The 25385-nt window shown below is 72.0% G+C and carries 24 protein-coding genes and 1 tRNA gene; 5 read left to right on the top strand and 20 right to left on the bottom strand.

Features of this window, described 5'->3' with window-relative positions; translation table 11 throughout:
- Positions 1–21 precede the first annotated feature (21 nt).
- Together ACLQ3F_RS10550 and ACLQ3F_RS10545 are read right to left on the bottom strand one after the other, a co-directional pair.
- Positions 22–594, bottom strand: coding sequence for a flavoprotein (locus ACLQ3F_RS10550; RefSeq protein WP_238690551.1), 573 nt, complete (start codon positions 592–594; stop codon positions 22–24).
- Between the two features lie 16 nt (positions 595–610).
- Entirely contained in the window at positions 611–1840 is a 1230-nt protein-coding gene (locus ACLQ3F_RS10545; RefSeq protein ID WP_328652700.1) for a helix-turn-helix domain-containing protein, read from the bottom strand.
- A gap of 248 nt (positions 1841–2088) precedes the next feature.
- Between ACLQ3F_RS10545 and ACLQ3F_RS10540 the strand changes: the two genes are divergently transcribed.
- Positions 2089–2760, top strand: coding sequence for a bifunctional DNA primase/polymerase (locus ACLQ3F_RS10540; protein WP_425848713.1), 672 nt, complete (start codon positions 2089–2091; stop codon positions 2758–2760).
- A 382-nt stretch (positions 2761–3142) separates the two neighbouring features.
- Here the strand turns inward: ACLQ3F_RS10540 and ACLQ3F_RS10535 are convergent, their stop codons facing one another.
- From ACLQ3F_RS10535 to ACLQ3F_RS10515, 5 genes are read right to left on the bottom strand one after another with little or no spacing between them, the layout of a single operon-like run.
- On the bottom strand, positions 3143–3865 hold the full coding sequence (locus ACLQ3F_RS10535) for an FAD:protein FMN transferase (RefSeq protein WP_425848712.1): 723 nt from the start codon (positions 3863–3865) through the stop codon (positions 3143–3145).
- Between the two features lie 49 nt (positions 3866–3914).
- Positions 3915–4529, bottom strand: a complete 615-nt coding sequence (locus ACLQ3F_RS10530) for an FMN-binding protein (RefSeq protein ID WP_425848303.1) — start codon at positions 4527–4529, stop codon at positions 3915–3917.
- A gap of 13 nt (positions 4530–4542) precedes the next feature.
- Positions 4543–5961, bottom strand: a complete 1419-nt coding sequence (locus ACLQ3F_RS10525; RefSeq protein ID WP_425848301.1) for a ferredoxin reductase family protein — start codon at positions 5959–5961, stop codon at positions 4543–4545.
- A complete protein-coding gene (locus tag ACLQ3F_RS10520; RefSeq protein WP_357194634.1) occupies positions 5958–7340 on the bottom strand; it encodes a DUF1501 domain-containing protein in 1383 nt (460 codons plus the stop codon). The genes ACLQ3F_RS10525 and ACLQ3F_RS10520 overlap by 4 nt, the downstream gene beginning before the upstream one ends.
- A gap of 8 nt (positions 7341–7348) precedes the next feature.
- On the bottom strand, positions 7349–9430 hold the full coding sequence (locus ACLQ3F_RS10515; RefSeq protein WP_425848299.1) for a DUF1800 family protein: 2082 nt from the start codon (positions 9428–9430) through the stop codon (positions 7349–7351).
- A gap of 431 nt (positions 9431–9861) precedes the next feature.
- Here ACLQ3F_RS10515 and ACLQ3F_RS10510 point away from each other — a divergent pair, with 431 nt between their 5' ends.
- Positions 9862–10119 carry a DUF3040 domain-containing protein gene (locus ACLQ3F_RS10510; RefSeq protein WP_355008840.1) on the top strand — a complete coding sequence of 86 codons (258 nt, stop codon included), beginning with the start codon at positions 9862–9864 and terminating at the stop codon, positions 10117–10119.
- A gap of 46 nt (positions 10120–10165) precedes the next feature.
- Here ACLQ3F_RS10510 and ACLQ3F_RS10505 read toward each other — a convergent pair whose 3' ends face one another.
- Together ACLQ3F_RS10505 and ACLQ3F_RS10500 are read right to left on the bottom strand one after the other, a co-directional pair.
- Positions 10166–11068: an SWIM zinc finger family protein gene (locus ACLQ3F_RS10505; protein WP_425848296.1), complete on the bottom strand. Its 903-nt coding sequence runs from the start codon at positions 11066–11068 to the stop codon at positions 10166–10168.
- Positions 11065–14403 (bottom strand): SNF2-related protein, encoded by a 3339-nt coding sequence (locus ACLQ3F_RS10500; RefSeq protein WP_425848295.1) that lies wholly within the window; start codon positions 14401–14403, stop codon positions 11065–11067. Before ACLQ3F_RS10500 ends, ACLQ3F_RS10505 begins: the two co-directional genes overlap by 4 nt.
- Positions 14404–14592: 189 nt before the next feature.
- On the opposite strand from ACLQ3F_RS10500, the gene ACLQ3F_RS10495 reads away from it, so the two are divergent.
- Positions 14593–15465, top strand: coding sequence for a carbohydrate kinase family protein (locus tag ACLQ3F_RS10495; protein ID WP_425848293.1), 873 nt, complete (start codon positions 14593–14595; stop codon positions 15463–15465).
- 28 nt (positions 15466–15493) lie between these two features.
- On the opposite strand, the gene ACLQ3F_RS10490 is transcribed toward ACLQ3F_RS10495, so the two are convergent.
- Positions 15494–16012, bottom strand: a complete 519-nt coding sequence (locus ACLQ3F_RS10490) for a DinB family protein (protein ID WP_425848290.1) — start codon at positions 16010–16012, stop codon at positions 15494–15496.
- An 82-nt stretch (positions 16013–16094) separates the two neighbouring features.
- Between ACLQ3F_RS10490 and ACLQ3F_RS10485 the strand changes: the two genes are divergently transcribed.
- Entirely contained in the window at positions 16095–16301 is a 207-nt protein-coding gene (locus ACLQ3F_RS10485) for a hypothetical protein (RefSeq protein ID WP_355008835.1), read from the top strand.
- Between the two features lie 8 nt (positions 16302–16309).
- Here the strand turns inward: ACLQ3F_RS10485 and ACLQ3F_RS10480 are convergent, their stop codons facing one another.
- The 3 genes from ACLQ3F_RS10480 to ACLQ3F_RS10470 all read right to left on the bottom strand — a co-directional run bounded on the left by ACLQ3F_RS10480 (position 16310) and on the right by ACLQ3F_RS10470 (position 18786).
- The gene (locus ACLQ3F_RS10480) at positions 16310–17452 is read right to left on the bottom strand and encodes a polysaccharide pyruvyl transferase family protein (RefSeq protein ID WP_357194653.1); all 1143 of its coding nucleotides are present in this window, start codon (positions 17450–17452) and stop codon (positions 16310–16312) included.
- Positions 17453–17542: 90 nt separating this feature from the next.
- Positions 17543–18022, bottom strand: a complete 480-nt coding sequence (locus ACLQ3F_RS10475; protein WP_425848287.1) for a GNAT family N-acetyltransferase — start codon at positions 18020–18022, stop codon at positions 17543–17545.
- Between the two features lie 140 nt (positions 18023–18162).
- Entirely contained in the window at positions 18163–18786 is a 624-nt protein-coding gene (locus ACLQ3F_RS10470) for an HAD-IA family hydrolase (RefSeq protein WP_425848285.1), read from the bottom strand.
- Positions 18787–19020: 234 nt separating this feature from the next.
- On the opposite strand from ACLQ3F_RS10470, the gene ACLQ3F_RS10465 reads away from it, so the two are divergent.
- On the top strand, positions 19021–19764 hold the full coding sequence (locus ACLQ3F_RS10465) for an SDR family NAD(P)-dependent oxidoreductase (RefSeq protein WP_425848282.1): 744 nt from the start codon (positions 19021–19023) through the stop codon (positions 19762–19764).
- A gap of 43 nt (positions 19765–19807) precedes the next feature.
- Here the strand turns inward: ACLQ3F_RS10465 and ACLQ3F_RS10460 are convergent.
- From ACLQ3F_RS10460 to ACLQ3F_RS10430, 7 genes are all read right to left on the bottom strand, one after another.
- Positions 19808–19879, bottom strand: a tRNA-Val gene (locus tag ACLQ3F_RS10460).
- Between the two features lie 76 nt (positions 19880–19955).
- Complete coding sequence (locus ACLQ3F_RS10455; protein ID WP_425848279.1) at positions 19956–20420, bottom strand: peroxiredoxin; 465 nt, start codon at positions 20418–20420, stop codon at positions 19956–19958.
- A gap of 111 nt (positions 20421–20531) precedes the next feature.
- Positions 20532–20969 carry a DUF3052 domain-containing protein gene (locus ACLQ3F_RS10450; protein ID WP_030330240.1) on the bottom strand — a complete coding sequence of 146 codons (438 nt, stop codon included), beginning with the start codon at positions 20967–20969 and terminating at the stop codon, positions 20532–20534.
- A 112-nt stretch (positions 20970–21081) separates the two neighbouring features.
- A complete protein-coding gene (locus ACLQ3F_RS10445) occupies positions 21082–23661 on the bottom strand; it encodes a thiamine pyrophosphate-dependent enzyme (RefSeq protein ID WP_425848276.1) in 2580 nt (859 codons plus the stop codon).
- Between the two features lie 51 nt (positions 23662–23712).
- Positions 23713–24117: a MarR family winged helix-turn-helix transcriptional regulator gene (locus ACLQ3F_RS10440; protein WP_355008892.1), complete on the bottom strand. Its 405-nt coding sequence runs from the start codon at positions 24115–24117 to the stop codon at positions 23713–23715.
- Positions 24118–24349: 232 nt separating this feature from the next.
- Positions 24350–24754, bottom strand: a complete 405-nt coding sequence (locus ACLQ3F_RS10435; RefSeq protein WP_167457620.1) for a YjbQ family protein — start codon at positions 24752–24754, stop codon at positions 24350–24352.
- Positions 24755–24780: 26 nt separating this feature from the next.
- Complete coding sequence (locus tag ACLQ3F_RS10430) at positions 24781–25254, bottom strand: hypothetical protein (protein ID WP_425848273.1); 474 nt, start codon at positions 25252–25254, stop codon at positions 24781–24783.
- Between the last annotated feature and the right edge of the window lie 131 nt (positions 25255–25385).

The following is a 25385-nucleotide window of genomic DNA, read 5'->3' as shown; positions in this document are numbered from 1 at the left end:
GTGGAAGATCTGCCGGACGCGCTACGCGGCGCTCCAGGAGACGGTCTGCAATGCGGCCAGCGGCATCGCCCAGGGGAAGGCGTGCAGGTGCTGCTCCCCCGTTCCGGGCGGGTGCAGGGCGATCACATCGTCGCCGAAGAGCACCGTGACGCCCCACTCTGCCAACCGGGCCACCCCGGCACGAAATGCCGGGTGGCAGGCCATCGCCGCGTTGGTGTACGGCACCGCCACGATGGGGACGCCCTTGCCCTGCGCCTCGACCAGCAGCCCGAGTGCCAGCGTGTCGGTGATCCCGGCGGCCCACTTGTTGACGGTGTTGACGGTGGCCGGGCAGACGATCATGGCGTCGGCGGGCGGCAGCACATCCGGGTCACCGGGGTTCTTGTAGTGCGTCCGCACCGGGTGACCGGTCTGCCGAATCAGGGCCGACTGGTCGACGAACTTCGCGCCGTCCGGCGTGGTGACCACGCAGACGTCCCAACCGTCCTGTTGGGCGAGGTCGACCAGACGACCGACGTGCCGGGCCAGCGGCGAGCCGCAGGCGATGACGTAGAGCACCTCACGGTGCCCGCTGTTGTGCGCTGCACCGGCCATCAGACCGGCTCCGCGCTCATACCCCTACTCCCATGTGCTCAGCCAACTCCGCTACCGGAGAAGGCGGCGCACCACGTGTGCGACGGAGGATGTCGGACATCACCTCGTGCGCGATCGGCCGGCAGCGGATCTCCGACGGGGCGAGCCGATCACCGAGCAGCAGCATCTCGCCGGCGTTCGCCACGTCACCGATCTGGGCGTACCCGCGGGCGATGTCGAGCAGGTGGTGGGCGCGGCGCTCGGGCAGCAGCGCGTTGAAGGAGGGCTCCGCGATGCGAAGCTGGTGCACCTCCACGGCCCGCCCGCCGTCGCCCAGCTCCACAGCGGCGGCGGCCCGGTGCAGTTCGACGTTCGTCGGGCCGAACGACGTCCAGTAGTGGTTGTGGTCGCCGCCGAGCAGGGTGGCGGCCTCCTGCGCGCAGTTGATCAGGTCGTCGACGCTGGCCGAGTCACCGATGCGGGACGCGGCCATCGCGCCCTGGAGCAGCAGCATCCCGTAGACGGAGAGGCGGGCCGGCGAGACCTCGTTGCTGCCACCCGGCGCCAGCCGGTTGGCGATCTGGACGTTCAGCTCCAGCGCGGGGCGGGCCCGGCCCATCGCGACCAGGGCGTTGCACACCCGGGTGGTGGCGATCCCGGCGAGCAGCGGGTCGTCGGCCCGCTGGGCCACCGCCATCGACCGGTCGGCGGCCAACCAGGCGAGCTCGCACTCGCCGAGCTTGCGCAGCACCGAGGAGGCGATCTGGTAGACCTGGCCGAGCAGGTGGGCCGCCTCGGCGGCCTGTTCACCGCCGTAGGCGGCGTCGGCCGCCTGGGCGTCGCGCAGCAGCTTCGGCAGCGCCCGGGTGAGCATCCCGTAGCGGCCGTACTGGTAGGTGAGCCAGGCATGGTTGACGGCCTTGCGCATGTCGTCCATCGGCGGCGGGTACGGCACCGCGTCGAAGTACGCGCTCATCGAGTCGTAGCGCTCCAGCGCCGCCCGGATCTCCTGCACCTCGACCTGGTCGATGCAGTTGAGGGCGTCGGCGCGCCGCTCCGGGTCCTTGCCCATCAGCAGCTGCACGTCCATCTGGAGGATGTCGGCGATCTCGTACAGGACGGAGAACTTGTCCAACCGGCGGACACCGCGTTCGACCTTGTCCACCCAGCTCTTGGACTTGCCCAGCCGGTCCGCGAAGACCTGCTGCGACATCTTGCGCCGCCCCCGCCAGTAGGCAACTCGCCGTCCTATGGGTAGCTCGTCCATCTCCCCATCCTCCCCTGCCACCGACGACCAATCGAGTCGGGGCGATGTCCGCGGGTGCGGCGACTGCCGTTCATGTTCAGGTTTTGGCTGGTCGCACAGGATGTACGTCAGCCGGACAGGTAGTCCTCGTACTTTTCGTGCAAGTTGCACGGGCCGTTCGTCAACCTCAACGATCGTGGGTTACGGCAGTGACGGTGCTCGACATGCGACCTGGCGAACGCCGGGCCCGACGAGAGGAGTTGGCACACATGTGGGGGAATGTCGTACCGCGCGTTGCCGAACTGTCGCCGCTGGAACGGGTCCGGCTGCGCCGGGTCGCCATCCGGTACGCGGTACACGGCTGGGAAGTCACCCCGGGGGCCTGTCTGGCCCGCAGCCGCTTCGTCTGCGGCCGGGCCGGCTGCCCCACAGTGGGCTGCCACCCCGCCCTGGAGAACTGGGAACTGGCCGCCAGCGCCGACCCGGCCCGGGTGGCGACCTGGTGGCGGAACCGGCCGCACGGGGTGCTGCTGCCCACCGGCCGGGCCTTCGACGTGCTGGAGGTGCCCGCCCACCTCGGCCGGCACGTGCTCGACGCGATCCAGATCCACCCGGCCGGCACCGGCGTACGCGGACCGGTGCTGGTCACTCCCACCGGGCGGTGGATGTTCCTGGTCCGCCCCGGCGACCCGCTCAGGCCGGAGCTGGAGCACTGCTTCCACGTGGTCCGGCACGGGCCGGGCTCGTGGATCCCCGCGCCGCCCACCCGGCTGCCGGAGGGCACGGTCCGCTGGGCGGTCGCCCCGGAGCAGGCACGCTGGCAGCTTCCGGATTCGTACCTCGTGCAGAACACGTTGATCGGGGCGCTGCGCGCCGCCGGGGTGACGCTCGCCCCCGACCTGCTCCCCGGTCACCTGCCACTGCCCCGACGCGGCATGTGAAACCGGCCCGGTCGAGGATTCGATCCGGTGCCCGACAGCGTCGCCGAGGCGTCGGTACTCGTTGACAGGGGGACGGTGCGAACGCGCGCCACGAACGGGGGAACGATGTCCACAAACGACAGAGCGCCTCACCCCGGCGGCACCGAGCCGCCCCGGCGCAGCCACCCGGGGCGCCGCTGGGCCGGCACCCGACCGTCCGGGTCCCGCCCCGGCCGCCCACGCCCCACCGGCTCCCGCCCAGCAGGAACCCACCGCCCCCTCCGCTAGTCCGCCCCGCTTTCCGCGATCTTGCACTTTCTGTCCCGACAATCTCCACGCAAAGGGACAGAACGCCAACCGAAAGTGCAAGATCGCGGGCGCGAGAGGGCGTGCGGGGCTCGGGCTAGTCGGTCAGGGGGAGGTTGAACGAGTGGTATTCGCGGGCGTTGTCGGTGATCACCGCGTGGGTGTGGTCGTCCAGGCGGGCCAGCCAGTTGAGGCCGGGGGTGCCCATGGCCAGGGCGGCGGTGGCGTACGCGTCGGCCACCCCGAGGTCGGTGCCGACCACCGTCACCGAGCGCAGCCCACTGGCCGGTGCGCCCCGGCGCGGGTCCAGCACGTGCCGGCCGCGTTCGTACACGCCGGACGTGGCCACCGCCAGGTCGGTCCCGCTGAGCACCAGGCAAGCCGCCATCGCGTCCCACGGGTGCCGGATACCGATGCGCCACGGCTCCCCGGACGGCGACAGACCCCGCACCCGTACGTCGCCGCCGGCGTTCACGCAGTGGTTGACGGCACCGGCGGCGACCAGGCGGTCCGAGGCGACCTGGGCGGCCCAGCCCTTGACGAAGCCGGACGGGTCGAGCCGACCGGTGGCGTACGCGTCGAAGAACCCGTCGGTGGCACCCCACAGGTCGGCGCAGGTCTCCAGCACGTACCGCAGGTCAGCGGACGCCTCGGAGAGCAGCACCTCACCACGGTCGAAGCGACACACCTCGCTGTCCGGCTGGTAGGTGCTGAACCGCGCGTCCACCTCGTGCATCCAGACGAAGACCTCGTCGGCCAGCTCGCGCAACGTCGCCGGTGGCAGATCGTCGGCGAGGTCCAGGGTGATCGTCGTACCCATGATCTGTTCGACCCGGCACAGCCCGGGTCGGGTCAGCGTGGCCCGCACGTCAGAATGCCTGCTCGATGGCGGACCGCAGCGACTTCTTGTAGGCGTCGCTGGTCGCTGTGGCACCGGAGACGGTGTTGAGGTTGGCGTTCTGCTTCTGCACCACCTGGCCGCCGCTGCCGTCGTAGGAGCTGCGGACGTCGCCGCTGTGGATGTCGGATTCACCGCCGCTGGGCAGCGACAGCGCGACGGCGTCGACGATCCGGTTGCCGGAGACGACGATCTGCACCGTCACGAACCCGTACTTCTGGCTGCCCTCAACCGCGTCGAAGCCGGTGCCGGTGACCCGGCGGGTTGTCGACTGGGGCGCCTTGGTGGTCCGCGGAGCGCTGGGGGCCTTCGTCGTCTTGGTGCCCGACGGACGAGCGGTGGTCTTGCCGGGCTTGGGCGACGTCGACGGCTTGGCGCTGGCCGACGACGAAGGCGCACCGCCCGCCGGATCGGCACCCGGTGCATCCGGGGCGGCGCTCGGGTCGACGCCCGGCCCGGAGGGGTTGACCGGCTGGGCGGTCGGCAGGTTCTGGGCGACCTGGCTGGTGCCTGGCGAGCCCTTGAACACCACAAGTGCGGTGGTGCTGGCGGCCAGGCCGGTGATCGCGAGGAGCGCGCGACGCATGGGGATGCCCTTCCTACAGCTCGAACGTGGCGAGGTGGATCTGCCGTCGGGGCACGCCGGCCCGCCGCAGCGCCCGCACCGACTGTTCCACCAGACCGGGCGGCCCGCACAGGTAGACGTCGCGCCGGGCCACGTCGGGCACCAGCTGCCGCAGCCCGTCCGGGCTCATGAGCTGGCGGGGGCCGGGGTCGTCGCGGGAGCCGATGACGTACCAGACGGAGGTGTCGCGTTCCTGGGCCAGCCAGTCCAACTCGCGGCTGAGCAGCACGTCGGCCGGTGTGCGGGCCCGGTAGATGAGCGCCGCGCCCGGCGGCAGCTCCTCCAGCATGGCCCGGATCGGCGTGATGCCGCTGCCACCGGCGATCAGCAGCGCCCGCTCCCGGAGCCGGTGCGCGGCGGTGAAGGTTCCCGACGGGCCTTCGGCCCAGACCCGGGTGCCCGGTTCCAGGTCGCGCAGGTCGGCGGTGTGGGTGCCGACCACCTTGACGGTGACGCGCAGCCAGCGGCCGTTGGCGGCGGCGGAGACGGAGAACGGGTGCGACTGCCACCAGCAGCCCCGGGTGAGGAACCGCCAGCGGAAGTGTTGGCCGCCGAGCATCGCCAGCCGGTCGAGCCGCTCCCCGGTGAGGTAGATGGAGATGGTGTCGGGGCTCTCGGCTACCACGTCGGCGACCCGCAGCTTGTAGCGCAGGTTGAACGCCAGCGGTGCGATCACGCGGCCCCAGAGCAGGGCGGCGACCACCAGCACGTAGAGCGCGATCCAGCCGGTGCGCACCGGGCCGGGCCGGTACAGCTGCGCGCCGTGGGTGAACTGGTGGCCGAAGCCGAGCAGCAGGATCAGGTAGCTGGACAGGTGCAGCAGGTGCCACATCTCGTAGGGCAGCGCCCGCCGGATCGCCCGGATGCTGCTGAACCCGACGAGCATCATGATGCCGGTGGCGACGAACGCCGAGACCATGTCCTCGTAGTCGCCGAGCAACGTGCCGACCTCGGCGAGGATCGACTGATTACGCAGGTCGGCGTAGCCGACCAGGATCAGCGACATGTGCGCCAGCACGGTGACCAGCAGGGTGGCGCCGATGTCCCGGTGCCAGCGGGCCACGTGCTCGCCGCCGATCCACCGTTCGAGCACCGGCAGTCGGCTCATCATCAGCACCTGCACGAGCAGCAGGTAGCCGGCTACCAGGCCGGTGATCCGGCCGGCGGAGGTGACGGTGGCCGCTGTGGTCCGCAGCGATCCGGCCGGGGTGCCCAGCCACCAGGGCACCACGCTGGCGAGCAGGCCGACCAGGAGCAGCACGCCCAACAGCCGTCGGCCGCCGGGCCCGCGCCGGGCCGGGATCTGCGGGGGTACGGGCGCAGCCGACCGGCCGCCGTGCCGGGACGAGGTCCCGGTACGACGGCCGGCGGCGTGGGTGTGCGGGTACGTCACGCGTACAGCTTCATCGGGGCGTACTTCTGGCGGGGGAAGACCTTGTCGACCTCCGCGTTGGTGAGCCCGAACCGGCCCTGCGCCACCGCGCCGTAGACGTTGAACATGTTGTTGTACTCCGGCACGTCACCGGAGTCCAGCTTGTCCAGACCGTTCCAGGTGCCGAGCAGCGAACCGGCCAGCTTCTTGCCGGACAGCAGGGTGACCACGCCGCCGTGCCCGTGGTCGGTGCCGTTGTTGTTGGAGCCGACCCGACGGCCGAACTCGCTGGACACCATGATCGTCACGTCGGCGGCCTTCGGGCCGAGGTCGGTGAAGAAGGCGGCCATGGCGTTGGCCAGTTCGTTGAGCCGGCGGTGCAGCTGGCCGCCCTCGCGGGTGCCCTGGTTCTCGTGGGTGTCGTAGCCACCCATGCCGACAGTGGCGACCCGGACGTTGGCACCGCCCTTGATCAGCTGGGCGAGTTGCTGGAACGCGTTGCCGACGCCCTCGTACTTGACGCCCTCGGCGGGCTGGTACGGCTTGGCGGCGAGCTTCTGGGCGGTGGCCAGCGCGCCCATGCCCTCCTGCACAGCTTCCTCGACCGGGTGGTTGATCCCGGTGAAGAGCCCCTTGATGGCCTTCTCGGTGGCGGCCCGGAACCGCTCGTCACCGTTGAGCCGCAGGGAGCCGACGTTGTTCAGGGAGAGCGCGCCGTTGTTGCCGACCAGCGAGCGGGGCAGCGTGCTGCCGATGCCGACGCTGCGGAACGCGGTGCCCTTGCCCAGGTTGTCGACCAGACCGTCGAGCCAACCCCGGCCGCCGGTCTCGTTGGGCAGCCCGCCCAGGTTGCAGGCGTCGGCGGCCTGGAAGTGGCTGCGGGACAGCCGCTCGTCGGAGACCGCCGGGATGAAGCCCAGCTGACCGGCCGTGAGCCACTTCTCCAGCGGCTTGAACGCGCTGGTCAGCTTGAAGCCGCGGCCCAGGGCCAGGGAGTCGTTGCCGAGCAGCAGGTCGGGCCGGGCCTTGTTGAGCACCGCGTCGTTGTCCGGCGCGATCAGGCTCAGGCCGTCCAGCCCGCCGTAGAGGAAGACGTGGATCAGGGTGCCGGTCTTGGTCGCCGCGAACGACGCCGAGGTGGTGACGAACTGGGCGGTGGCCAGCGCGGTGGCGGTGGCCGCGGCACCGGCGACGAAGGTCCGCCGGGTCACGCCGCGACCGTCCTGCTGGGCCTCCTCCAGGTTCTCCAGGGTGCGGTACCTGTCGAACTCGGCGGCGTTCTCGGCGGCGACGATGTCCGCTTCGGCGCGCAGCAGAGCCTCGGCCGGGTTGTCGGCCAGCCGGCGCACGTCGGGGCATTCGGGGTGCAGGGGGAAAGAGTTGTACACAGTCTTCTCCATCGGGTGCCTCACCGGAGGTGGTGCTGGGGGGAAGCGAGGATCGCCCGCGCGACGGCGGTGATGGCCCCGTTGAACGTGGCGTCGACCTTGGTGGTCGCCGCCACACCGGCCACGCCGAGGATGAGGTTCTTCTCCCGCGTGCTCAACTTCTGGCCTACCAGCCGCTGGGAGAGCGCGTCCACGTACGCCCCGGCCGTCGCCGGTGGCTTGGCGACCAGCTTCTCCGGCGCCGTGTACGTGAAGGTGGTGCGGTAGCCGGCGAGGATCTCGCCCGCCTCGTTCCAGCCGTTGACCATCGTGCCAGCCGAGGTCCAGGCGACGTAGACGTCCGGGTAGCCGTCCGGGGTCGGGTGACCCATCGGGGACTGGCCCAGCTCGCGCATCTTGTCGTGGATCTGGCGCAGCCCCCGGGCGTACGCGGTGCGCTTGCTGTCGCCGTTGTTGTGCTTCGGCGACGCCTCCGGCGAGACGCCCAGGGTGCGGTACGTGGCGACCAGGTACTCCATCGGCCGACGCACCTTCTGGCCCACCCCGGCCCAGAACTCCGAGGAGCAGAACAGCGTCATCAGGACCGGCTTGATCATGCCCTTGTTCGTGGTGTACGTCTTGGCCAGCCGGTCCACCAGGGACTTCGGCGGGGTGTCCGAGACGAACCGGGTGGCCAGGCTCTGCGCCACGTACTTCGCCGTCGACGGGTGCGTCGCGATGTAGGTGATGTACGCGTCGATCGCCGCTTCGGCCTTCTTCGGGTCGGCCGAGTTGTTCGCGTGGGTGAAACCGAGGATCTTCACCTTGCCGACGTAGTGCTGCTCGGGGCGGAAGACGTACTTGCCCTTGTCGTCCACACCGCGGCCGGTCTGCAACATGGCGGCCTGCCGGACGTCGGGCTCCTTGTAGCCGCCGTCGACGCCGACCGAGTAGAGCTCGAGGTTCTCCCGGGCGAGGTTCTCGTTGATCGCGTCCTTGCGGGAGTCCTTCTGGTTCAGGTAGATCAGCAGCGCCGGGTGCTTGTTCGCGGCGATCAGCATCTCCGGGTAGCTGCCCAGCGCGTGCTTGCGCACGACGTCCTGGTCGAACGAGTTGCGGTACACCTCACCGCCGTCGAAGTCGGCGGCGACGTGCAGGAAGTCGTTCCAGAAGTCGACCATCACCTCGAACAGCTGGCGCTTGGACCAGATCTGCCGGGCGATGGTGGCGTCGACCATCTCCCGCTCGGGGTGGGCGTCCTGCTCGTTGAGCTTGTCCCGCTGGTCGCGCAGCTGCTGCACGGAGAGCTTCTGGGTCGGCAGCTCGGCGAGCTTCAGCTCGCCCTTGCTCGGCTCCAACTTCCCCGGGTCCAGCTGGGCGCGGATCCAGGCGTCTATGCCCTCGCGCTTGATGTCGGCGACCACCGCGGGCGTCACGCCGAAGGTGGCGCGCCGGGCCAGGTGCAGGATCGGGTCCTTGGCCAGCACCGTCTTCACTGTCACAGTGGTCGCCGCCGCGGCGGCGGCCGGGCCGGAGTAGGTCCGCCCGCCGGCCGGCGCATTCTTCTTCAGCGCCTCACCGGCCCGGGAGCCCATGTAGCTCTCGTTCTGCTCGGTGTAGGTACGCACGGTGCTGGGCTGCTGGCCGCTGGGCCGCGCCGCGGTGCCGTCGGTGACCGTGCTGCCGGTCGCGTCGCCGGCCACCGCGTCGTCGCCGAAGAGGCCACGGATCTGCGGGGTCATGGCGAGCGCCGCGCCACCGGCGACGACGGCCGCGGTGCCGCCGAGGGCCACCATCGCCTTACGTCGGCCGACCTTGCGATCCGGCTCGTTGTCATCGTCGAGGGTGGGCAGTCCGGTGCCGGCCGGTCGCGCCGGGGCCGGGCGGCCAAGGCCCTCCGGGCCGACCCACTGCGGACCGCGCGGAGCGGGCGCGGGCTGCCCGGCGTACTGCTCACGCGGGTCGGCCTGCGCGGCGTAGCCGCCCTGGTAGGGGTGGGGCGAGTCGTAGCCGTAGGGCGCCGGCGGGTGGGGGTCGCCGTAGCCGTCAGCGCTGGGGTGCTGATGTCCGTCCCAACCGCGGTCGTCCCGCGGTCGACGTGGTGGCACATTCTGGTCGGCCATGTACCAATCCCGATTTCTGATGAGCGCCGGAAGCTGCTACCGGGCAGGTGCGGCAGGTGCGGCGACTGTTGCCTGAGGGGGTTGCTACGGCAAAGTAACCAAGGGCCCATGGCCCTTCAAGGTGGCCGGAACCCACTCGGGAGGGCACTTAAGACAGCGTTCAGTGCGACCTCGGCGGCGGGCGGAGGAACGGACCCGCCCGCAGAGCTTCCCAGCAGGGCGTACGCGCGCCAGCCGAGCACGGATCGGACCTCGCCGCCGTACGCGACAGTTTCGGCGTTGTTCACCACCAAAGGCAAACTTAAGGTTCAGGTAAGCCGGACGTGAAGCGTGCTCGCGTGGAGGAAAAGTAGCAGCAGCGGGCGAGCGTGAGCCACCACCGCAGCGGGTATGCCGCCGAACCGCTGAACGCGTGAGGGGAAGGCAGCGCCATGCTCAGCAAAGAGGATCAGCGCAGATTCGACCAGATCACCCGTCAGCTCCGGGAAAGTGACCCGGCCTTCTTCAAGCGGCTGGACCACCGGGCCCGAGCCCGCAGAGGCCGCTACCTGATGTTGTTGACCATCGTGCTGTGGGCGTCGCTGCCGGCGATAGCCGTGTTCGCCGGTCGACTCACCGGCGCGATCTGCGCGGTGGTGCTGGTGGCAAACGCCGCCATCATGTGGCGGTTTCGCCGCCGCTGGACGTGACTGTTGAACCGCTCGACGGGACGGCTCAACCGGTGGACGTGACAGCTCATTTGTCGGCCGGGCCGAACGCCCGGTACGCGCGGCGCAACCGTTCGAGCAGTCCCGGCCCACCGATGGCCGGGGCCGGTGCTCCGAGCTGTCGCAGCAGCAGGTCCGTGCCGGTCACCAGTCGGGGCGGCCGATCCGGCAGCGGCACCGGCGCTGACCAGAACCGGTCCGCCGTATCCGCCAGCGGCGTCGCCGACAGCCCGGCGAGCGCCCGGGCGGCACCGACCGGCGCCACGGCGTCCACACTCGACTCCGCACCGTCCGGTTCGGACGGTGGGTCGAGCGGTGGGGGCGGTGGGGTGGCACCGGTGGTCGCGGCCCGGCGGGCCCGGAGTTCGTCGAGCAACTCCGCCCGGGACCGACCGCGCCAGTGCAGCAGTTCGAACGGGTCCGCGTCGAACGCCTCGGCCAGCAGGTAGAACGTCGCCGCGAGGTGCTTGCACGGCACCGCGAAGTCGGGGCAGTTGCAGCGCTGGGTCAGCTCGTCCACAGCGGCTGGGAAGAGCGGCGCGCCGGCGGCGGAGAAGACCTCCTCCAACTCGTCGGGGAGGTCACCGGCGAGCAGCCGGGCGCTGAAGAACGCCTGCCCGGCCAACTCGTCCTCGATGCGGGACCAGAGCGCCGCCGGGAACGGCTTCAGCGCGATCGACACCTGGTACGGCTTCGGCCGGGAGCCCTGCACGACCGCGCTGACCCGCCCGGGTGCGATGTCGAGGGTGAGCACCTGACCGGCTCGCGCGTACGACCGGCCCCGGGTCAACCTGGTGCCGAGCGCGAACGACTCCAGCACCTCCAGGAAACGCCGCGACCACCAGGACCGGCCGATCGCGCCCCGGGCGCTGCGCGCCCGCAGGCCCCCGTCGACCCGACGAGGACGCCCGTAATCGGCGAACTCCGTCACTCGACCACCGCGCCGGCTTCCAGGGCGAACAGGTCCCGCAACTGGCCGGTGGACAACTCGGTGATCCACTGCTCGCCGGTGCCGACCACCCGTTCGGCGAGGCTGCGCTTGTCGGCGATCATCGCGGCCACCTTCTCCTCCACAGTGCCGGCGCACACGAACTTGCGTACCTGCACCCGCCGGTGCTGCCCGATCCGGAACGCCCGGTCGGTGGCCTGGTCCTCGACCGCCGGGTTCCACCACCGGTCCACGTGCACCACGTGGTTCGCGGCGGTCAGGGTCAGCCCGGTGCCGCCGGCCTTGAGGGAGAGGACGAACAGCGGCGGACCCTCCGCGGACTGAAAACGCTGCACCAGGGCGTCCCGCTCGGCCTTGCCGAGGCCACCGTGCAGGAACAGCACCTCCCGGCCGAACCGCGCCGACAGGTGACCGCGCAACATCGCACCAAACTCGGCGTACTGGGTGAACAGCAGCGCCTTCTCCCCCGCCGCCAGCACCTCCTCCAGGATCTCGGTGAGCCGAGCCAACTTGCCGGAGCGGCCCTCCAGCGCCGAACCGTCGCGCAGCAGTTGGGCGGGGTGGTTGCAGACCTGCTTGAGGCGGGTCATGGTGGCCAGCACCAGACCGCGTCGCTCGATGCCGTCGCTGGTCTCGATCCGGGCGAGCATGTCGTCGACCACCACCCGGTACAGCGCGGCCTGCTCCGCGGTCAGGTTGCACAGCACCTCCATCTCCAGCTTCTCCGGCAGGTCGGAGATGATGGACGAGTCGGTCTTGAGCCGGCGCAACACGAACGGGCCGGTGATCCGTCGCAGCCGCTCGGCGGCCTCGGCGTCGCCGTGTCGCTCGATCGGCTCGGCGAACCGTTTGCGGAACGTCGCGGCCGGCCCGAGCAGACCCGGGTTGGCGAACTGCATGATCGACCAGAGGTCGGCGAGGCGGTTCTCCACCGGCGTACCGGTCACCGCCACCCGCTGCCGGGCGGGCAGCGCGCGAACCGCCTCGGCCTGCCGGGTCGACGCGTTCTTGATCGCCTGAGCCTCGTCCACCACCACCCGGTGCCAGTCGATGCCGGCCAGATCGGCGGCGTCGCGGGCGGCCACCGAGTAGGTGGTGAGGACCAGGTCCGCGCCGTGCGCGGCCGCTGTGAACTCCGCCCCCCGCGCCCGCTCGGCACCATGGTGTACGTGCACCCGCAGCTCCGGGGTGAACCGGGCCGCCTCCCGCTGCCAGTTGCCGACCAGCGACATCGGACAGACCAACAGGGTCGGCCCGGCCTCCGGTGGGTCCCCGGCGAGCAGCGCGAGCAGTTGCACCGTCTTGCCCAGCCCCATGTCATCGGCGAGGACACCGCCCAGACCGAGTGAGCGCAGGAAGGCAAGCCACGCCAGCCCTCGCTGCTGGTACGGCCGCAGCGTCCCCCGGAAGCCCGGCGGCGGGTCCAGCGGGGTGAGCCGCCGCTCGACCGCGCCGGCGAGCAGGTCGCCCAGCGCACCGTCGGCGGTCACCTCCAACACCGGCAGCTCGCCGGTGGCCTCGCCGTCGGCCAGCCCGAGGCGGAGCAGATCGGCGACGGTCAGCTCGCCGGCGGAGCGGAGCAGACGCAGCCCCGCCGCGAGCCGCCCCGGGTCCAGCTCCACCCACCGGCCGCGGAGCCGTACCAATGGGGTCTTCGTCTCGGCCAGCGCCGCCAACTCCTCGGCGGAGAGCGGCTGGTCACCGAGCGCGATCTCCCAGCGGTAGTCGACCAGGGCGTCCAGACCGACACCGGCATCGGTACCACCCACAGTGCCCGGTGCGGTGCGGCTGCGCGCTCGCAACCGGGCGCCCAGTCGCGCCGACGGACGCTGCCACCAGGACGGCAGCAGCACCCCGAAACCGGCCGCGTGCAGCACCGGGGCACCCGCACTGAGGAACCGGTGCGCTCCCTCGACGTCGAGGTCCATCGCCTCCGGGGCGGCGGTACGCAGCGCGGCGTCCAGGTCCGGCCAGAGTCGACTGGCCCGGCCCAGCTCGGCGAGGAGCGTCTCCTGCGGGCTGGTCGTCCGGCCGACCAGGCCGTCGAGGGTCTGCGGCGCTCGCCAGATGTCCCCGGCGTCGACGTGCAGGCCGGGCTCGTCCGCGGCCTGCAACCCGAACTCCAACCGCCAGCGCCCGGCACCGATCGACCCGACCGACACCGGCGCGCTGTCAACAGGCACCGGCACACCGCCGGCGGACACCGCCCGGGTGGCCAGGATCGGTTCGGTGACCTCGTCGGGGGCTGGTTCGACAAGGCGGAAACTGGCCCGCACCGGGCCACCGGCGGCGTCGCGCTGCCAGGAGTCCAGTTCGGCGGAGAGGGTGGCCAGCCCGGCCGGGTCGATGGTGAAGTCCCGCTGCGGGCCGGCGAGCGCGGCCAGCCAGGCCGGCGCCGGACCCCCTGGCCGCAGCCCTCGGGCCAGCGTGGTGGTCGCCAGGGCAGCCCGCGCGGCGGCGTCGGTCAGCGCGTCCAGCGCGTCCGCGACCAGGACGGCAGCGGTCAGCTCGGCAGCGGACGGCTCGGCAGCGGACGGCTCGGCAGCGAACGGCTCGGCAGCGGACGGCTCGGCAGCGGACGGCTCGGCAGCGAACGGCTCGGCAGCGAACGGCTCGGCAGCGAACGGCTCGGCAGCGGACGGCTCGGCAGCGGACGGCTCGGAAGTGGTCAGCCTGGAGGCGGGCGGCAGGACGGTGGCTCGGGCGGCGGGTGGCAGGGCCAGCGCCAGCGAACGCGCCCAGGCGGCGTCGGTGCCGGTCAGCAGCGGACGCCACACCGCCTGCACGGAAACGTCGGACGCCACCGGCACGTCAGCGCCGGGCGTCAGGTCAGCCGTCGTCGTCCTACGCACGCCGGGGAGGACGCGGCCACGGGTCACCAGGTCGGCGGCGAAGTCGGCAAGCTCGGCGAGGTGTCGCAGGGTGGCCCCGGCCACCGCCGGGATGTCGTTCAGGGCTTGCAGCAACGACAGCGCGTCGTCCGGGGCGTACACCAGGGTGGGGACCCGCCACCCGGCGAGTGTGAGCCGACCGCGGGCCGCAGGTGCGACGGTGGTCCGGATCAGCTCGGGTGAGTCGGTCGGCGCGCCCGCCAGGGTGGGCAGGGTGAGCAGCGCGGTGTCCGGCCGGCTCGGCTCGGCGGCGTCGGCGAGGACGACGGCCAGGTCGGAGTGCCCGGCGGCGAAGGGATGCGGGCGTTCCCGGGCCGGCCGGCCCGAACGCGGAGCGGGGATCGGTGCGGCGCTGTCCTCGGCCCAGACGGCGAGGCCGCCGGTCGAACTGCCGCCGGGCAGCCACAGCCCGTGGATGACCAGCACCTGCTCCCCCTACTCGCCGCCCGCCCCAAGAATAGGGCGGCCCACCTGGCCGGCGATCCGCACCCATCGCCGCACTCGCGCGATCTTGCACTTTCTGTCAACGTTCTGCGAACAATGCACTTTTTGTCACCACAGAAAGTGCAAGATCGCGGAGGCGCGGGAGGCGGGGTGCGGGTTAGCGTGGGCTTCGTGGTCGATCTTTTGGTTCTTGGTGGGCTCGGGGTGGACGTGCGGGTTCGGGTGCCCGCGCTGCCGCTCCCGGCTGCCGATTCCCACACCGTCGAGCCGATCGAGCTGCGGATCGGCAACACCGGCGCCGGGGTGGCGTTGGCCGCCCGGGCACTCGGCCTACGCGTGCTGGTCGTCGACACCCTCGGTGCCGATCCGGCCGGTGAGCTGGTCCGGGCGGCGTTGACCCGGGCCGAGGTGCCGGCGCTGCTGGCCGAACACAAGGGCGGCACCCGCCGGTCGGTGAACCTGGTGGACCCGGGCGGACGGCGCACGTCGTTGTACGACCCGCGCCCATGGCAGGGTGATCCACCGTTTCCCGCCACCGAGGTGGCCGCACTGGTCCGCGACGCCCGGCACGTCCACCTCTCGATCATGGATTGGGTGGTGCCGTTGCTGTCCGCCGTGCGGGCCGCCGTTCCGGCGGGCGTGACGCTCTCCACCGACCTGCACGACTGGGACGGCGAGAACACCTACCACCAGCCGTTCGCGGAGGCCGCCGACCTGGTTCTGCTGAGCGGGGTGCGGTTGGGCGACCGGGCCGCGTCGCTCGCCGGCACGCTGGCGCCTCGGACGATGGTGGTGACCCGCGGCGCGGATGGCGCCGAGGTGTACCCGGGCGACGGCACGGCGGTACCAGTGCCGCCCGCCGCCCCGGGAAAACCGGTGGTGGACAGCAACGGGGCGGGCGACGCCTTCGCGGCCGGCCTGATCGCCGGCCGGTTGCGCGGCGAGCCACTGACGCATGCCGCCCGGTACGCGGCGCGGGTTGCCGCTGCGGCCTGCACGCACGACGGGATGGAGTACCCGCCGGGCCTGTTGCCCACCGGGTGACGGCCGACGGCGTGCGGCGACCCGGGGCTCAGAGCGCGCCGGCCTCGCCGTCGGTCAACTCGCGCAGGATGTCGGCGTGGCCCGCGTGCCGGGCCGTCTCCTCGATCATGTGCACCAGAATCCAGCGCAGCGACACCTCACCGAGTTGCGGGTGCGGCACCACGTGGTCGAGGTCGATGCTCGCGACGACCGCCCGGGAGCGGGCGCAGGCCCGTTCGTACGCCTCGGTGAGACCGACGACGGTTTCCTGGTCGCTCAGCGTGAAGCTGGCGACCGCGTCCTCCTCGGAGGTCAGGTAGACGTCGCCGGGCTCGGGGGCCAACAGGGTCGGGAACCAGTTCCGCTCGACCAGGGTCAGGTGCTTGACCAGCCCGACGAGCGTGGTCGCCGACGGCACCAGCCGACGTCGGGCGTCGGCATCGGAGAGACCGCGCAGTTTGCGCAGCAGCACGGCCCGGTGAAAGTCGAGGAACGAGGTCAGGACAGCGCGTTCGTCGCCGGTGCGGGCGAGCACCGGACCGAGCGTGGGATCGATCCTCTGCTCCATCCGCCGACCCTAGCCACGGGCCGGGCCCCCCGCTGCCCCGCTATCCGCTGCGGGCCGGCGCTGGGCCGGGCAGGATGGGCGCATGGCTTCATCCGTGCAGATCCTTCTCGTCGGCGGCTCGGCGGACGGGCAGACCATCACCGTCGAACTGGACAGCAACGGCCGTCCGCCGCTGACCCACCATCACCTCGGCTCCGGCGGGCTGGCCGACGCGCAGATCTACGAGTTGGAGACCGCCCGCGAGGAGGCCCGCGAGTGGCGCTACCGGTGGACCGGCCCGGCGGTGTGACAGCCAGCTCAGACCCGGGTGAGGGTCTGGCTGCGCAGGCTCTCCAGCACGCCGCGGGTGACCTCCGAGGTGCCCCGGGCCTGATCGCACACCTCCGCCACCCGTCGTGCGGTGGCCTCGGCGCGTTGCTCCCGCTCGTCCCAGAGCCGGTCGACCTCGGCCAGCAGCGGGCCCTCGACCTCCCGCTCCACGCCGCGTAGCGCCGGCACGCCGAGTCGTTGGGCCAGGTCGAAGACCTTGCCGGCGTACGGCAGGGGCAGGAACGGCGTACCGACCATCGCCGCGAAGATCAGGAAGTGCAGGCGCATGCCGACTGCCAGGTCGAAGTGGCGCATCAACCCCAGCACCTGCTGCGGTGAGTAGGTGCCGTGCAGGATCCGACCTCGCTCGGCGGCGACCATGTGCGACAGCACCCCGTGGGAGTGCCGGATGTCGTCACGCTCCATCGGCACGAACAGCACGTACGCGTCGATCCGGTGCACCAGGAAGTCACCGATCTGGGCCAGCAGCCGGTGGTAGCCGTCCACGTCGAGGCGTTCGGCGGCCCGGCCCGGCTCCCGCACACTTATCCCGACGAGGCGCTTACCGACCGGCACACCCTCCTCGGCCAACAGGTGGGCCGGGAACTCCTCCGGTTGCAGGAGGAACGCCGGGTCCGCGGTGACCGTGATCGGGTTGAGCAGGCCGGCCTCCTCCAGCACCATCCGGGACTCCTGGTCCCGGACGGTCACCTGGGTGGCGCTGGAGAGCGTCTCCCGGACCATGCCGGTGTCCACCCCCTCGCTGAGCGGCCCGACCCCCACCGCGTACGTGATCAGCGGCAGGCCGCGTTCCTGGGCCACCCGGACCACCCGCAGGTAACGGCGGGCCTCCCGGTCGTACAGGATGCCGCCACCGCCCAGGATGAGCAGGTCTAGCTGGGCCAGAACCAGTGCCGAGTCGGTACGGCTCACGCCCTCCCACGGCACCGCCTCGACATCGGGGTGGGCAGCCCGGGTGTGCGCCGGGTTCCGTGAGAAGACGATGATCCGGGCGTTCGGTTCCTGCGTACGCAGATCGGTGAGCAGGCCGGTGAGGATCGCCTCGTCGCCGAGGTTTCGCCCACCGTACGAGCCGAGCACACCGATGGTCAGTCCGGCGCCGTGCGTCATCCGTCGCTCCTCCCCAGGTGCGGTCCGCGCCGGTTTCCCGCTGGGCAGGTGAACAGTCCTGCCGAAGGGACCCCTCCCCGGGCCGCCGGCTCAGCTCCCCGGGGTGAGGCGTTTCGCCATCTGCTGCGAGGTGACCTCGAAGCCCAGACTGCGGTAGAGGCCGATCGCCACGGAGTTCGTACCGAAGACGTTCAGACCCAGTTCGGGCACACCGTGTTGGGTGAGTTCGGCCTCGATGAGCTGGATCATCCGCCGCGCGTACCCGCGTCCCCGGTGCTCCTCGTGCACCTCGATGTTGTGGATCCAGGCCTGGTCCGGGGCGGCGGTCGTCGGCAGGGTCACCCAGATCCAGCCGACCTCGGTGTCGCCGACCCGGCCCACCCGCAGCAGGGCCCCCTCGGTGGCCACGCCCGCCGGCAGCGACTCCCGGATCTGGCTGACCGACCGATCGAGGGCCGCCTCGGGGGTCATCCCCCGGTGCGCCACCAGATCGTCGGCGTACCCCTGCTCCAGTGATTCGAGCAGGCGGGCCAACTCCTGTGCCGTCATCGGCGTCAATGTCAACTCCACCGCGTCTCCCCTTCGTCGTCGCGAGCCGGTAGTGCAGCAGAACCGGCCCGGCCACGCCAACTGTTTCCCCGCCCGGGGCGGACGGGACGGCCGGGCGGCGGCGACGGACTGGTCCGCGGAGCGCTACCTGGCCGAGCTGGTCAGGGCGTCGACTCCAGTTGGTGCGCCAGTTGGGCCAGGTCGCGCAGACGCAGGTCGCCGTCGAGGCCCTTCAGCGCGGCGGTCATCGCCCCGGCAGCCCGACCGGCCCGCAGGCCGACCTCGGCGTCCTCGACGACCAGGCACCGCCCCACGGGTACGCCCAGCAGCGCCGCGCCCCGCAGGTAGCCCTCCGGGTCCGGCTTGCCGACGCTGACGTCCTCCACGGTGACGAGCACCGGCGCCTTGATGCCGGCGGCACCGAGCCGGGCCTCGGCGAGCCGCGCGTCGGCGCTGGTCACCACCGCCCAGGGCAACCCCAGCCGGGCCAGCGCGTTCAGTAGCTCGTGCGCCCCGGGGGTGGCCGTCACGTCGGAGAGGTCGTCGTACTGCAATGCGAGCTGCCGTGCCGCGGCGGCGGCGACCGCGCTGTCGTCGAGCGTGGGCAGCAGCTGGCGGACGGTCCGGTCGGCCGGGCTGCCGTGCGCGATCGCCAGCGCCGTGGCCGGGTCGACGGCGTACTCGGCCGCCCACCGCCCCCAGGCCCGCTCAACGGCGGCGTCGGAGTCGACCAGGGTGCCGTCCATGTCGAACAGCACCGCGCCAATGCCCGCCAGTTCCACCACCACGCTCCCCGGATCGCTCGCCCCACCCTCCCCCACCTCGCAAGATCCGCGCAACTTCGGTGATCCTGCTGTCTCGTCGCCCGGTGAGGCAGCAGGATCCGTGAAGGTGCGCGGATCATGGCGGGCCGACGGGTCGGCCGGCCTCCGAGGATCGCGGGTATCGGACCTGGCGGTCGGAGCGAGACGTCCGATGGCCGCCAGACGCAAGCTCGGCGCGGCCAGATGATCGTCTGCATGACGACGACACTCAACGACAGGGTCGCCCTGGTGACCGGGGGTTCCCGAGGCATCGGAGCCGGCATCGCGCTGCGCCTGGCACAGGACGGGGCCGACGTGGCGCTGACCTACCGGCAGGACGCCACGCGGGCCGCGATCGTGGTGAAGCAGATCGAGGCGCTGGGCCGCAGAGCGCTGGCGATCCAGGCGGACGGCGCCGACCCGGCCGCCGTGCGGGGCGCCGTCGACCGGGCCGCCGCCGAACTGGGCCGGTTGGACATCCTGGTGAACAACGCCGCGGTGTTCCTGGTCGGCGCCCTGGACGAGCTCGGCTCGGCAGAGGTGGAGCAGACCATCGCGGTCAACATCAGGGCACCGTACGTCGCCGCGCGGGCGGCCCTGCGGCACCTGGGCGACGGCGGACGGATCATCAGCATCGGCAGCAACGTCGGTGAGCGGGCGGTCTTTCCCGGGCTGACGCTCTACGCGATGAGCAAGACCGCTCTCGTCGGGCTGACCCGCGGCCTGGCCCGTGAACTGGGCCCACGGGCCATCACCGTCAACCTGGTCAACCCCGGGCCGACGGACACCGACGCCAACCCGGCGGACGGACCGAACGCGGCGGCGATCAGCGGATTCACCGCCGTCGGCCGGTACGCGCGCCCCGCCGACATCGCGGCCACCGTCGCGCACCTGGCCAGCCCCGAGGCCAGTTACGTGACAGGTGCGGTGGTCAACGTGGACGGGGGCTTCACCAGCTGACCTGGACGCGGCGTGCCCTCGCAGGCTGCGTCGTACTGCAGGGTGGGCGCGGCAGGTTTCGAACCTGCGACCCCCCGCTTGTAAGGCGGGTGCTCTCCCACTGAGCTACGCGCCCGGATCGCCCATGTGGCGGGCCGGTGGCTGGCAAGCTTACCTGCCCGCCACCGACCCGGGCGCACGGCGTACCCCGGTCAGTTGGTCGCTTCGGCGATGGCCTTGCGCCAGCCCTGCTGGTCGCGGGCCTCGCCCGGGCCGTTCATCTCGGCGAAGCGGACCACTCCGGCCTTGTCGATGACGAAGGTGCCCCGGTTGGCGAAGCCGGCCACGTCGTTGAAGACCCCGTACGCCTGGGCGACGGCGCCGTGCGGCCAGAAGTCGGCGAGCATCGGGAACTGGTAGCCCTCACGGTCGGCCCAGATCTTGTGACTGTAGGCCGAGTCGACGCTGACGGTCAGCACCTGCACGTCGTCGTTCACGTACTCGCCGAGGTTGTCGCGCACCTCGCTCAACTCGCCCTGGCAGGTGCCGGTGAAGGCGAGCGGGTAGAACACCAGCAGCACGGCGCGTCTGCCCCGGAAGTCCGAGAGGCGGACCTCCTGGTTGTTCTGGTCCTTGAGCACGAAGTCGGGTGCTTCGGCACCAACCTCTACGGGCATGCGAACTCTCCTCGCTGCTCGGCCACGCCGGCGACGGCGTCGGGGCGGGGGGACGGCACCAGACTGCTGCCCGACGGTGGGCGGACCGTCGGGCGAGCGGAGCGGCGCTGGCTACTTCTTGGCCTTGGCACCTCGACGCAGCACCAGACGCGCGCCGCTCCAGTCCCGGCCGGCGTTGACGGTCGAGGTCTGCTGAAGGCCGGCGGTGGGCGCGGACTCCGCGACCTCGCTCGGTTCGACGTGCCCCTCGCGCCCCGCCTTCGGGGTGAGCAGCCACACGACGCCGTTGTCGGCCAGCGGGCCGAGGGCATCGACGAGCAGCTCGAAAAGGTCACCGTCGCCGTCCCGGTACCAAACCAGCACCGCGTCGACCACCTCGTCGGTGTCCTCGTCGACCAGATCTCCACAGCGGTCGGTCAGGGCGTCTCGGAGATCCTGGTCGACGTCGTCGTCGTACCCCATCTCCATGACGACCATCCCCGGTTCGATCCCGAACCGGTCCGCCAGGCTGCGTACCCCGTCGGCGGCCTGACCAGCGGTCGCGCTCACTGTCGCGTGCCTCCTCATCTCGTCCCTGCTCGCGACGTCGGTGCGACGCCGTCAGGCAAAGTCCACACAGTTGTTGGGCTGCGCGCAAGTGGCGCACCGGGTGGAACGGAATTTACCGTGCCAGCAGCGTACGGGCACCGTCGGTAATGGCTTCAGCGGAGACCAGTACGTGACGTGCTGCCGGACCTAATGGTACAAACGAGTCAACTCCCGCCACTCGACGCGCGGCACCGACATATCCGGCGTCGACCAGCGCGGCGATCACGCCCTCGCCGACCCCGCCGGAGCGGCGCGTCTCGTCCACCACCAGCACCCGGCCGGTCGCCGAGGACTCCCGGATGATGTCGGACACCGGCAGCGGAGCCAGCCAGCGCAGATCCACCACGCGAGTGCCCACCCCCTCTTCGGCGAGGACGGCAGCGGCCCGCAGCGACATCCGCACCCCGTTACCGAAGGTGATGATGGTGAGGTCGTCCGCCGAGCCGACCGGATAGACCCGGGCCCGCCCGATCGGCACGTGCCCGGCCACCCACCCGCCCGGCTCCGGATAACCGGCCAGCCACTCCCCGTCACCATCCGCGTACAGGTCGCGGGTGTGGTAGAGCGCGATCGGTTCCAGGAACACGCAGACGCTGCCGTCCACCGCCGCGCTCGCCAGACAGGTCCGCAGCATGGGCGCGGCATCGTCCGGCCGCGCCGGCACCGCGACCACCAGACCGGGCACATCCCGGAGTACGGCCACCGAGTTGTCGTTGTGGAAGTGCCCGCCGAACCCCTCCTGGTACGCCAGGCCCGCCACCCGCACCACCATGGGGTTGCGGAACGCCCCCTGCGAGAAGAACCGCATGGTGGCCGCCTCACCGCGCAACTGGTCCTCGGCGTTGTGCAGGTACGCCAGGTACTGGATCTCCGGCACCGGCAGCATCCCGGCCAGCCCGGCACCGAGGCCCAGCCCGAGCACCGACGTCTCGTCGAGCAGGGTGTCGAAGACCCGGGCCGCCCCGAACCGGTCGCGCAGGCCCTTCGTCACCCCGTACACGCCGCCCTTGGCGGCCACGTCCTCACCGAAGAGCGCCATCTGCGGGTGGTCGAGCATCCCGTCGGCGAGCGCGGCGTTGATGCTCTGCGCCAGGGTCATCGGCCCGGCCAGCTCCGGCGGCTTGCCGCCGAACGCCTCCGCCCGGGCGCCCGCTCCCGGCCCACTGGCCCGCGCCGCGGCGTCGGCCACCGCCCGCGCCACCCGCACCGGACGACGAGGGGCCAGCGCCGACACCACGTCGGCCGCGGAGGCCAGCTTCGGCTCGCCCAGCACCTCCTCGGCCAGCCGGCGTACCTGCCAGCCGGTCTCGTCGTACCGGGCCAGCAGCTCCTCGCCGGTCGCCACGCCCGCCTCGACGAGCAGCCGCGCGGTGGCGGCCACCGGGTCCCGCTCCAGGTCCCCGGCCAGCTCGGCCGGACCCCGGTACGCCGACTCCGCGTCCGCCCCGGCGTGCCCCATCAGCCGAACGGTGCGCAGGTGCAGCACTGCCGGCCGCCGGTTGCGTCGTACCCAGGCCGCGGCCTCCGCCGCCACCTCGTACGTCCGCACCGGGTCTGCTCCGTCCGCGCTGAAGTAGCGGATGCCCGGCTTGGCCCGCAGGGTCGCCTCGACCCAGCCCTCCGGCGAGCGGACGCTGATGCCCAGCCCGTTGTCCTCGCAGACGAAGAGCACCGGAATCCGCAGCCCCGCGTGGTCGTACCACCCGGCGGTGTTGAAGGCGGCGGTGGCGCTCGCGTGGTTGACCGAGGCGTCGCCGAAGGAGCAGACCACTATGGCGTCCGGTGGCCAGGGGGCGTGCGTGGCGCCCGCGCCGCTGCCGACCCGCATTCCGGCCCCGGTACGCCGTCCGGCGCTGTCCAACCGGCGCAGCCGCTCCACTGCCAGTCCCATTCCGACTGCGCGGGGCAGGTGCGAGGCGATGGTAGAGGTGGTCGGCACGACGGCCAGGTCGGCCCGGCCGAACACCTTGTGCCGTCCCCCGGCGATCGGTTCAAGGCTGGACGCGACCATCCCGCGCAGCACGTCCCGGGCCGCGTCGGCGTACGCCGCGAACCCGTTGGCGGCCGGGGCCTGTTCGATCCCGGACGGCTCCGATTCGGACAGCCGTGGATCGGTGCTGGGGTCGGGGTCACGGGTCGGTGCGCCGTCGACGGTCGACTGAGTGCCGGTTGACGGTTCGGAGTCGACGGTTCCCGCCGGGGCGGACCGCTCGGAGTCGACAGTTCGCGCCCGGCCGGCGGATGGCGCTTGGTCAGCGGCGGCCCGGGTAGCGTCCGCGGAGTCCACGGGAGCCAGGGCTGGGTCGGCGGCGGCCTGGGCGGCGCGCAGGCAGTAGAAGGCACCCGAGCGGTAGTGCAGCAACGCCGGATCGGTGGGACGAAGCGCGGCGGCGACCGCGGCGTTGCCCTCGTGCCCGGCGGAGCCGATCGTGTAGAAACCCTCCCCGAAGCTGCGCAACCAGCGGCCGGCCAGGTCGAGCTGCCGGCTGGTCACCTGCGCGTCGAACAGGTCCAGCACCTGCCCGCCGGTCAGCGGGGCGTCGTCGGTGACCGGGTCGGCGGGGTCACGCCGCCGCTCGGCGGCAGGCAGCGCCGCCAGCGTCTCCCGGAACCGGTCGTCGAGATCTTGCGGGGTGGTCACGTCGGACAGCATTACCGACGGAAGCTCCGCTCGCCCAGTGGGACACGGCCGGAAGGGTCGCGCTCACTCCGACCCGCAGGGCTCCGGAAAGCCGCCGTCGGACACCTTCCAGACCAGGTCACGAAGGGTACGCAGCTCCTCGTCGCCCAGCCCGGACAGGAGTCGGGAGTCGGACATCACCTCGATCACCCGGGCCCGTACGACGCGGCCCTCCTCGGTCACCAGCAGCGTCTTCTGCCGCCGATCCGCCGGGTCGGTGCGACGCTCGACCAGCCCAGCCTGCTCCAGCTTGTCGACCAGCACCGTCACGTTCGACCGGTCACAACCCAGCTGACCGGCGAGATCGCGGGCCGGCAGCGGATGATCAGGGTCCAGCTCCCGCAACGCCCGGGCCGCCGCCGGTGTGAGCCCGACCTCGGCGAACGCGCTGCCCTGCCGGTGTCGTACCGCGTCGCTGACGTGGGCCATCCGCCGCAGCACGTCGGCGGCGAGACCAGCCCGATCCGCCGGCCCGCCCACCACGGCACCCACCTGCCCCGTCACGACCACATCGTACGCACCAGCCCGCCCAACCCAGCCCAGCCTGATCACCCCCGCGCGCGCCCCCTCCGCGCCGATCTTGCGGTTTCGGTTGTCCGAATGAGTGGAATGCCCCTTGTGTCGGGACAGCAAGTGCAAGATCGCCGAGATGGGGGCTGGGTCAGGCGGGGAGGAAGGAGAAGCGGACCTGACGGGTCGGGTTGTCGCCGTTGGTGTCGACGAGGCAGATCGACTGCCAGGTGCCGAGCGCCAGTCGACCGCCGAGCACCGGCAGCGTGGCGTACGGCGGGATGAACGCCGGCAGCACGTGGTCGCGGCCGTGGCCGGGCGAGCCGTGTCGGTGCCGCCAGCGGTCCTCGGTGGGGAGCAGGTCGTCCACGGCGCTGAGCAGGTCGTCGTCGGACCCCGACCCGGTCTCGATGATCGCCAGGCCGGCGGTGGCGTGCGGCACGAAGACGTGCAGCAGGCCGTCGCCCTCGCCCGAGACGAACTGCTGGGCCTCCGCGGTGATGTCCCGGACGGTCGGCCGGGACCCGGTCTGGACGGTGATCACGTCGCTGCGCATACGTCGCATTCTGCCGCAGGGTGAGGTCAGGAGCTGCCGCCACCGCCGCCGGAGTCGCCGCCACCGGACCACCCACCGCCCGAGTCACTGCCGGACCAGCCGCCGCCGGAGTCACCACTGGACCAGCCCCAGCCGGACCAGCCTCCCCCGGAGTCGCCGCTGCCGCCGGCCGGCTCCGTGTCGTCGGAGCGGTCATGGTCGCCGTCCCGCTGGTGGCCGACGTTCCCGCTCCCGGCGTCCCCGGCGGGCATCGGGTGGTAGCCGTACCCGCCGCCACCCGAGTCCGGACGGCGGCGACGGCCGCTGGCCTGGCCGCTCCGACGGGCCGCTCGGCTCGCGTCGCGCAGCAGGCCCGCGCCGAGCACGGCCACCAGGGCGCCGAGGGCCACCAGTCCGACCATCGGCAGGCTGCCGGAGGCGAGGGCGACCGCGCCGATGACCAGGCCGACCACCCCGACAACGATCATGCTCGCGGCAACCGCGACACGGCGTCCGTTCATGGGGGCAACGGTAGGACTGGCGGTCAAACCGCTCAGGTTCCACCGCGTCGTCGCGCTAAGTTACCGGCGGGTACCTGTGTTCAGCATCGCGTCCAGGGGACCTAGACGTGACGAGGGGTGCCACCAGGGGG

The sequence above is a fragment of the Micromonospora sp. DT15 genome, from assembly GCF_049841475.1.
In the GTDB taxonomy this organism is placed as follows: Bacteria; Actinomycetota; Actinomycetes; order Mycobacteriales; family Micromonosporaceae; genus Micromonospora.
The sequence above is the reverse complement of the archived record's forward strand: the minus strand, read 5'-3'. Positions and strand labels throughout refer to the sequence as shown.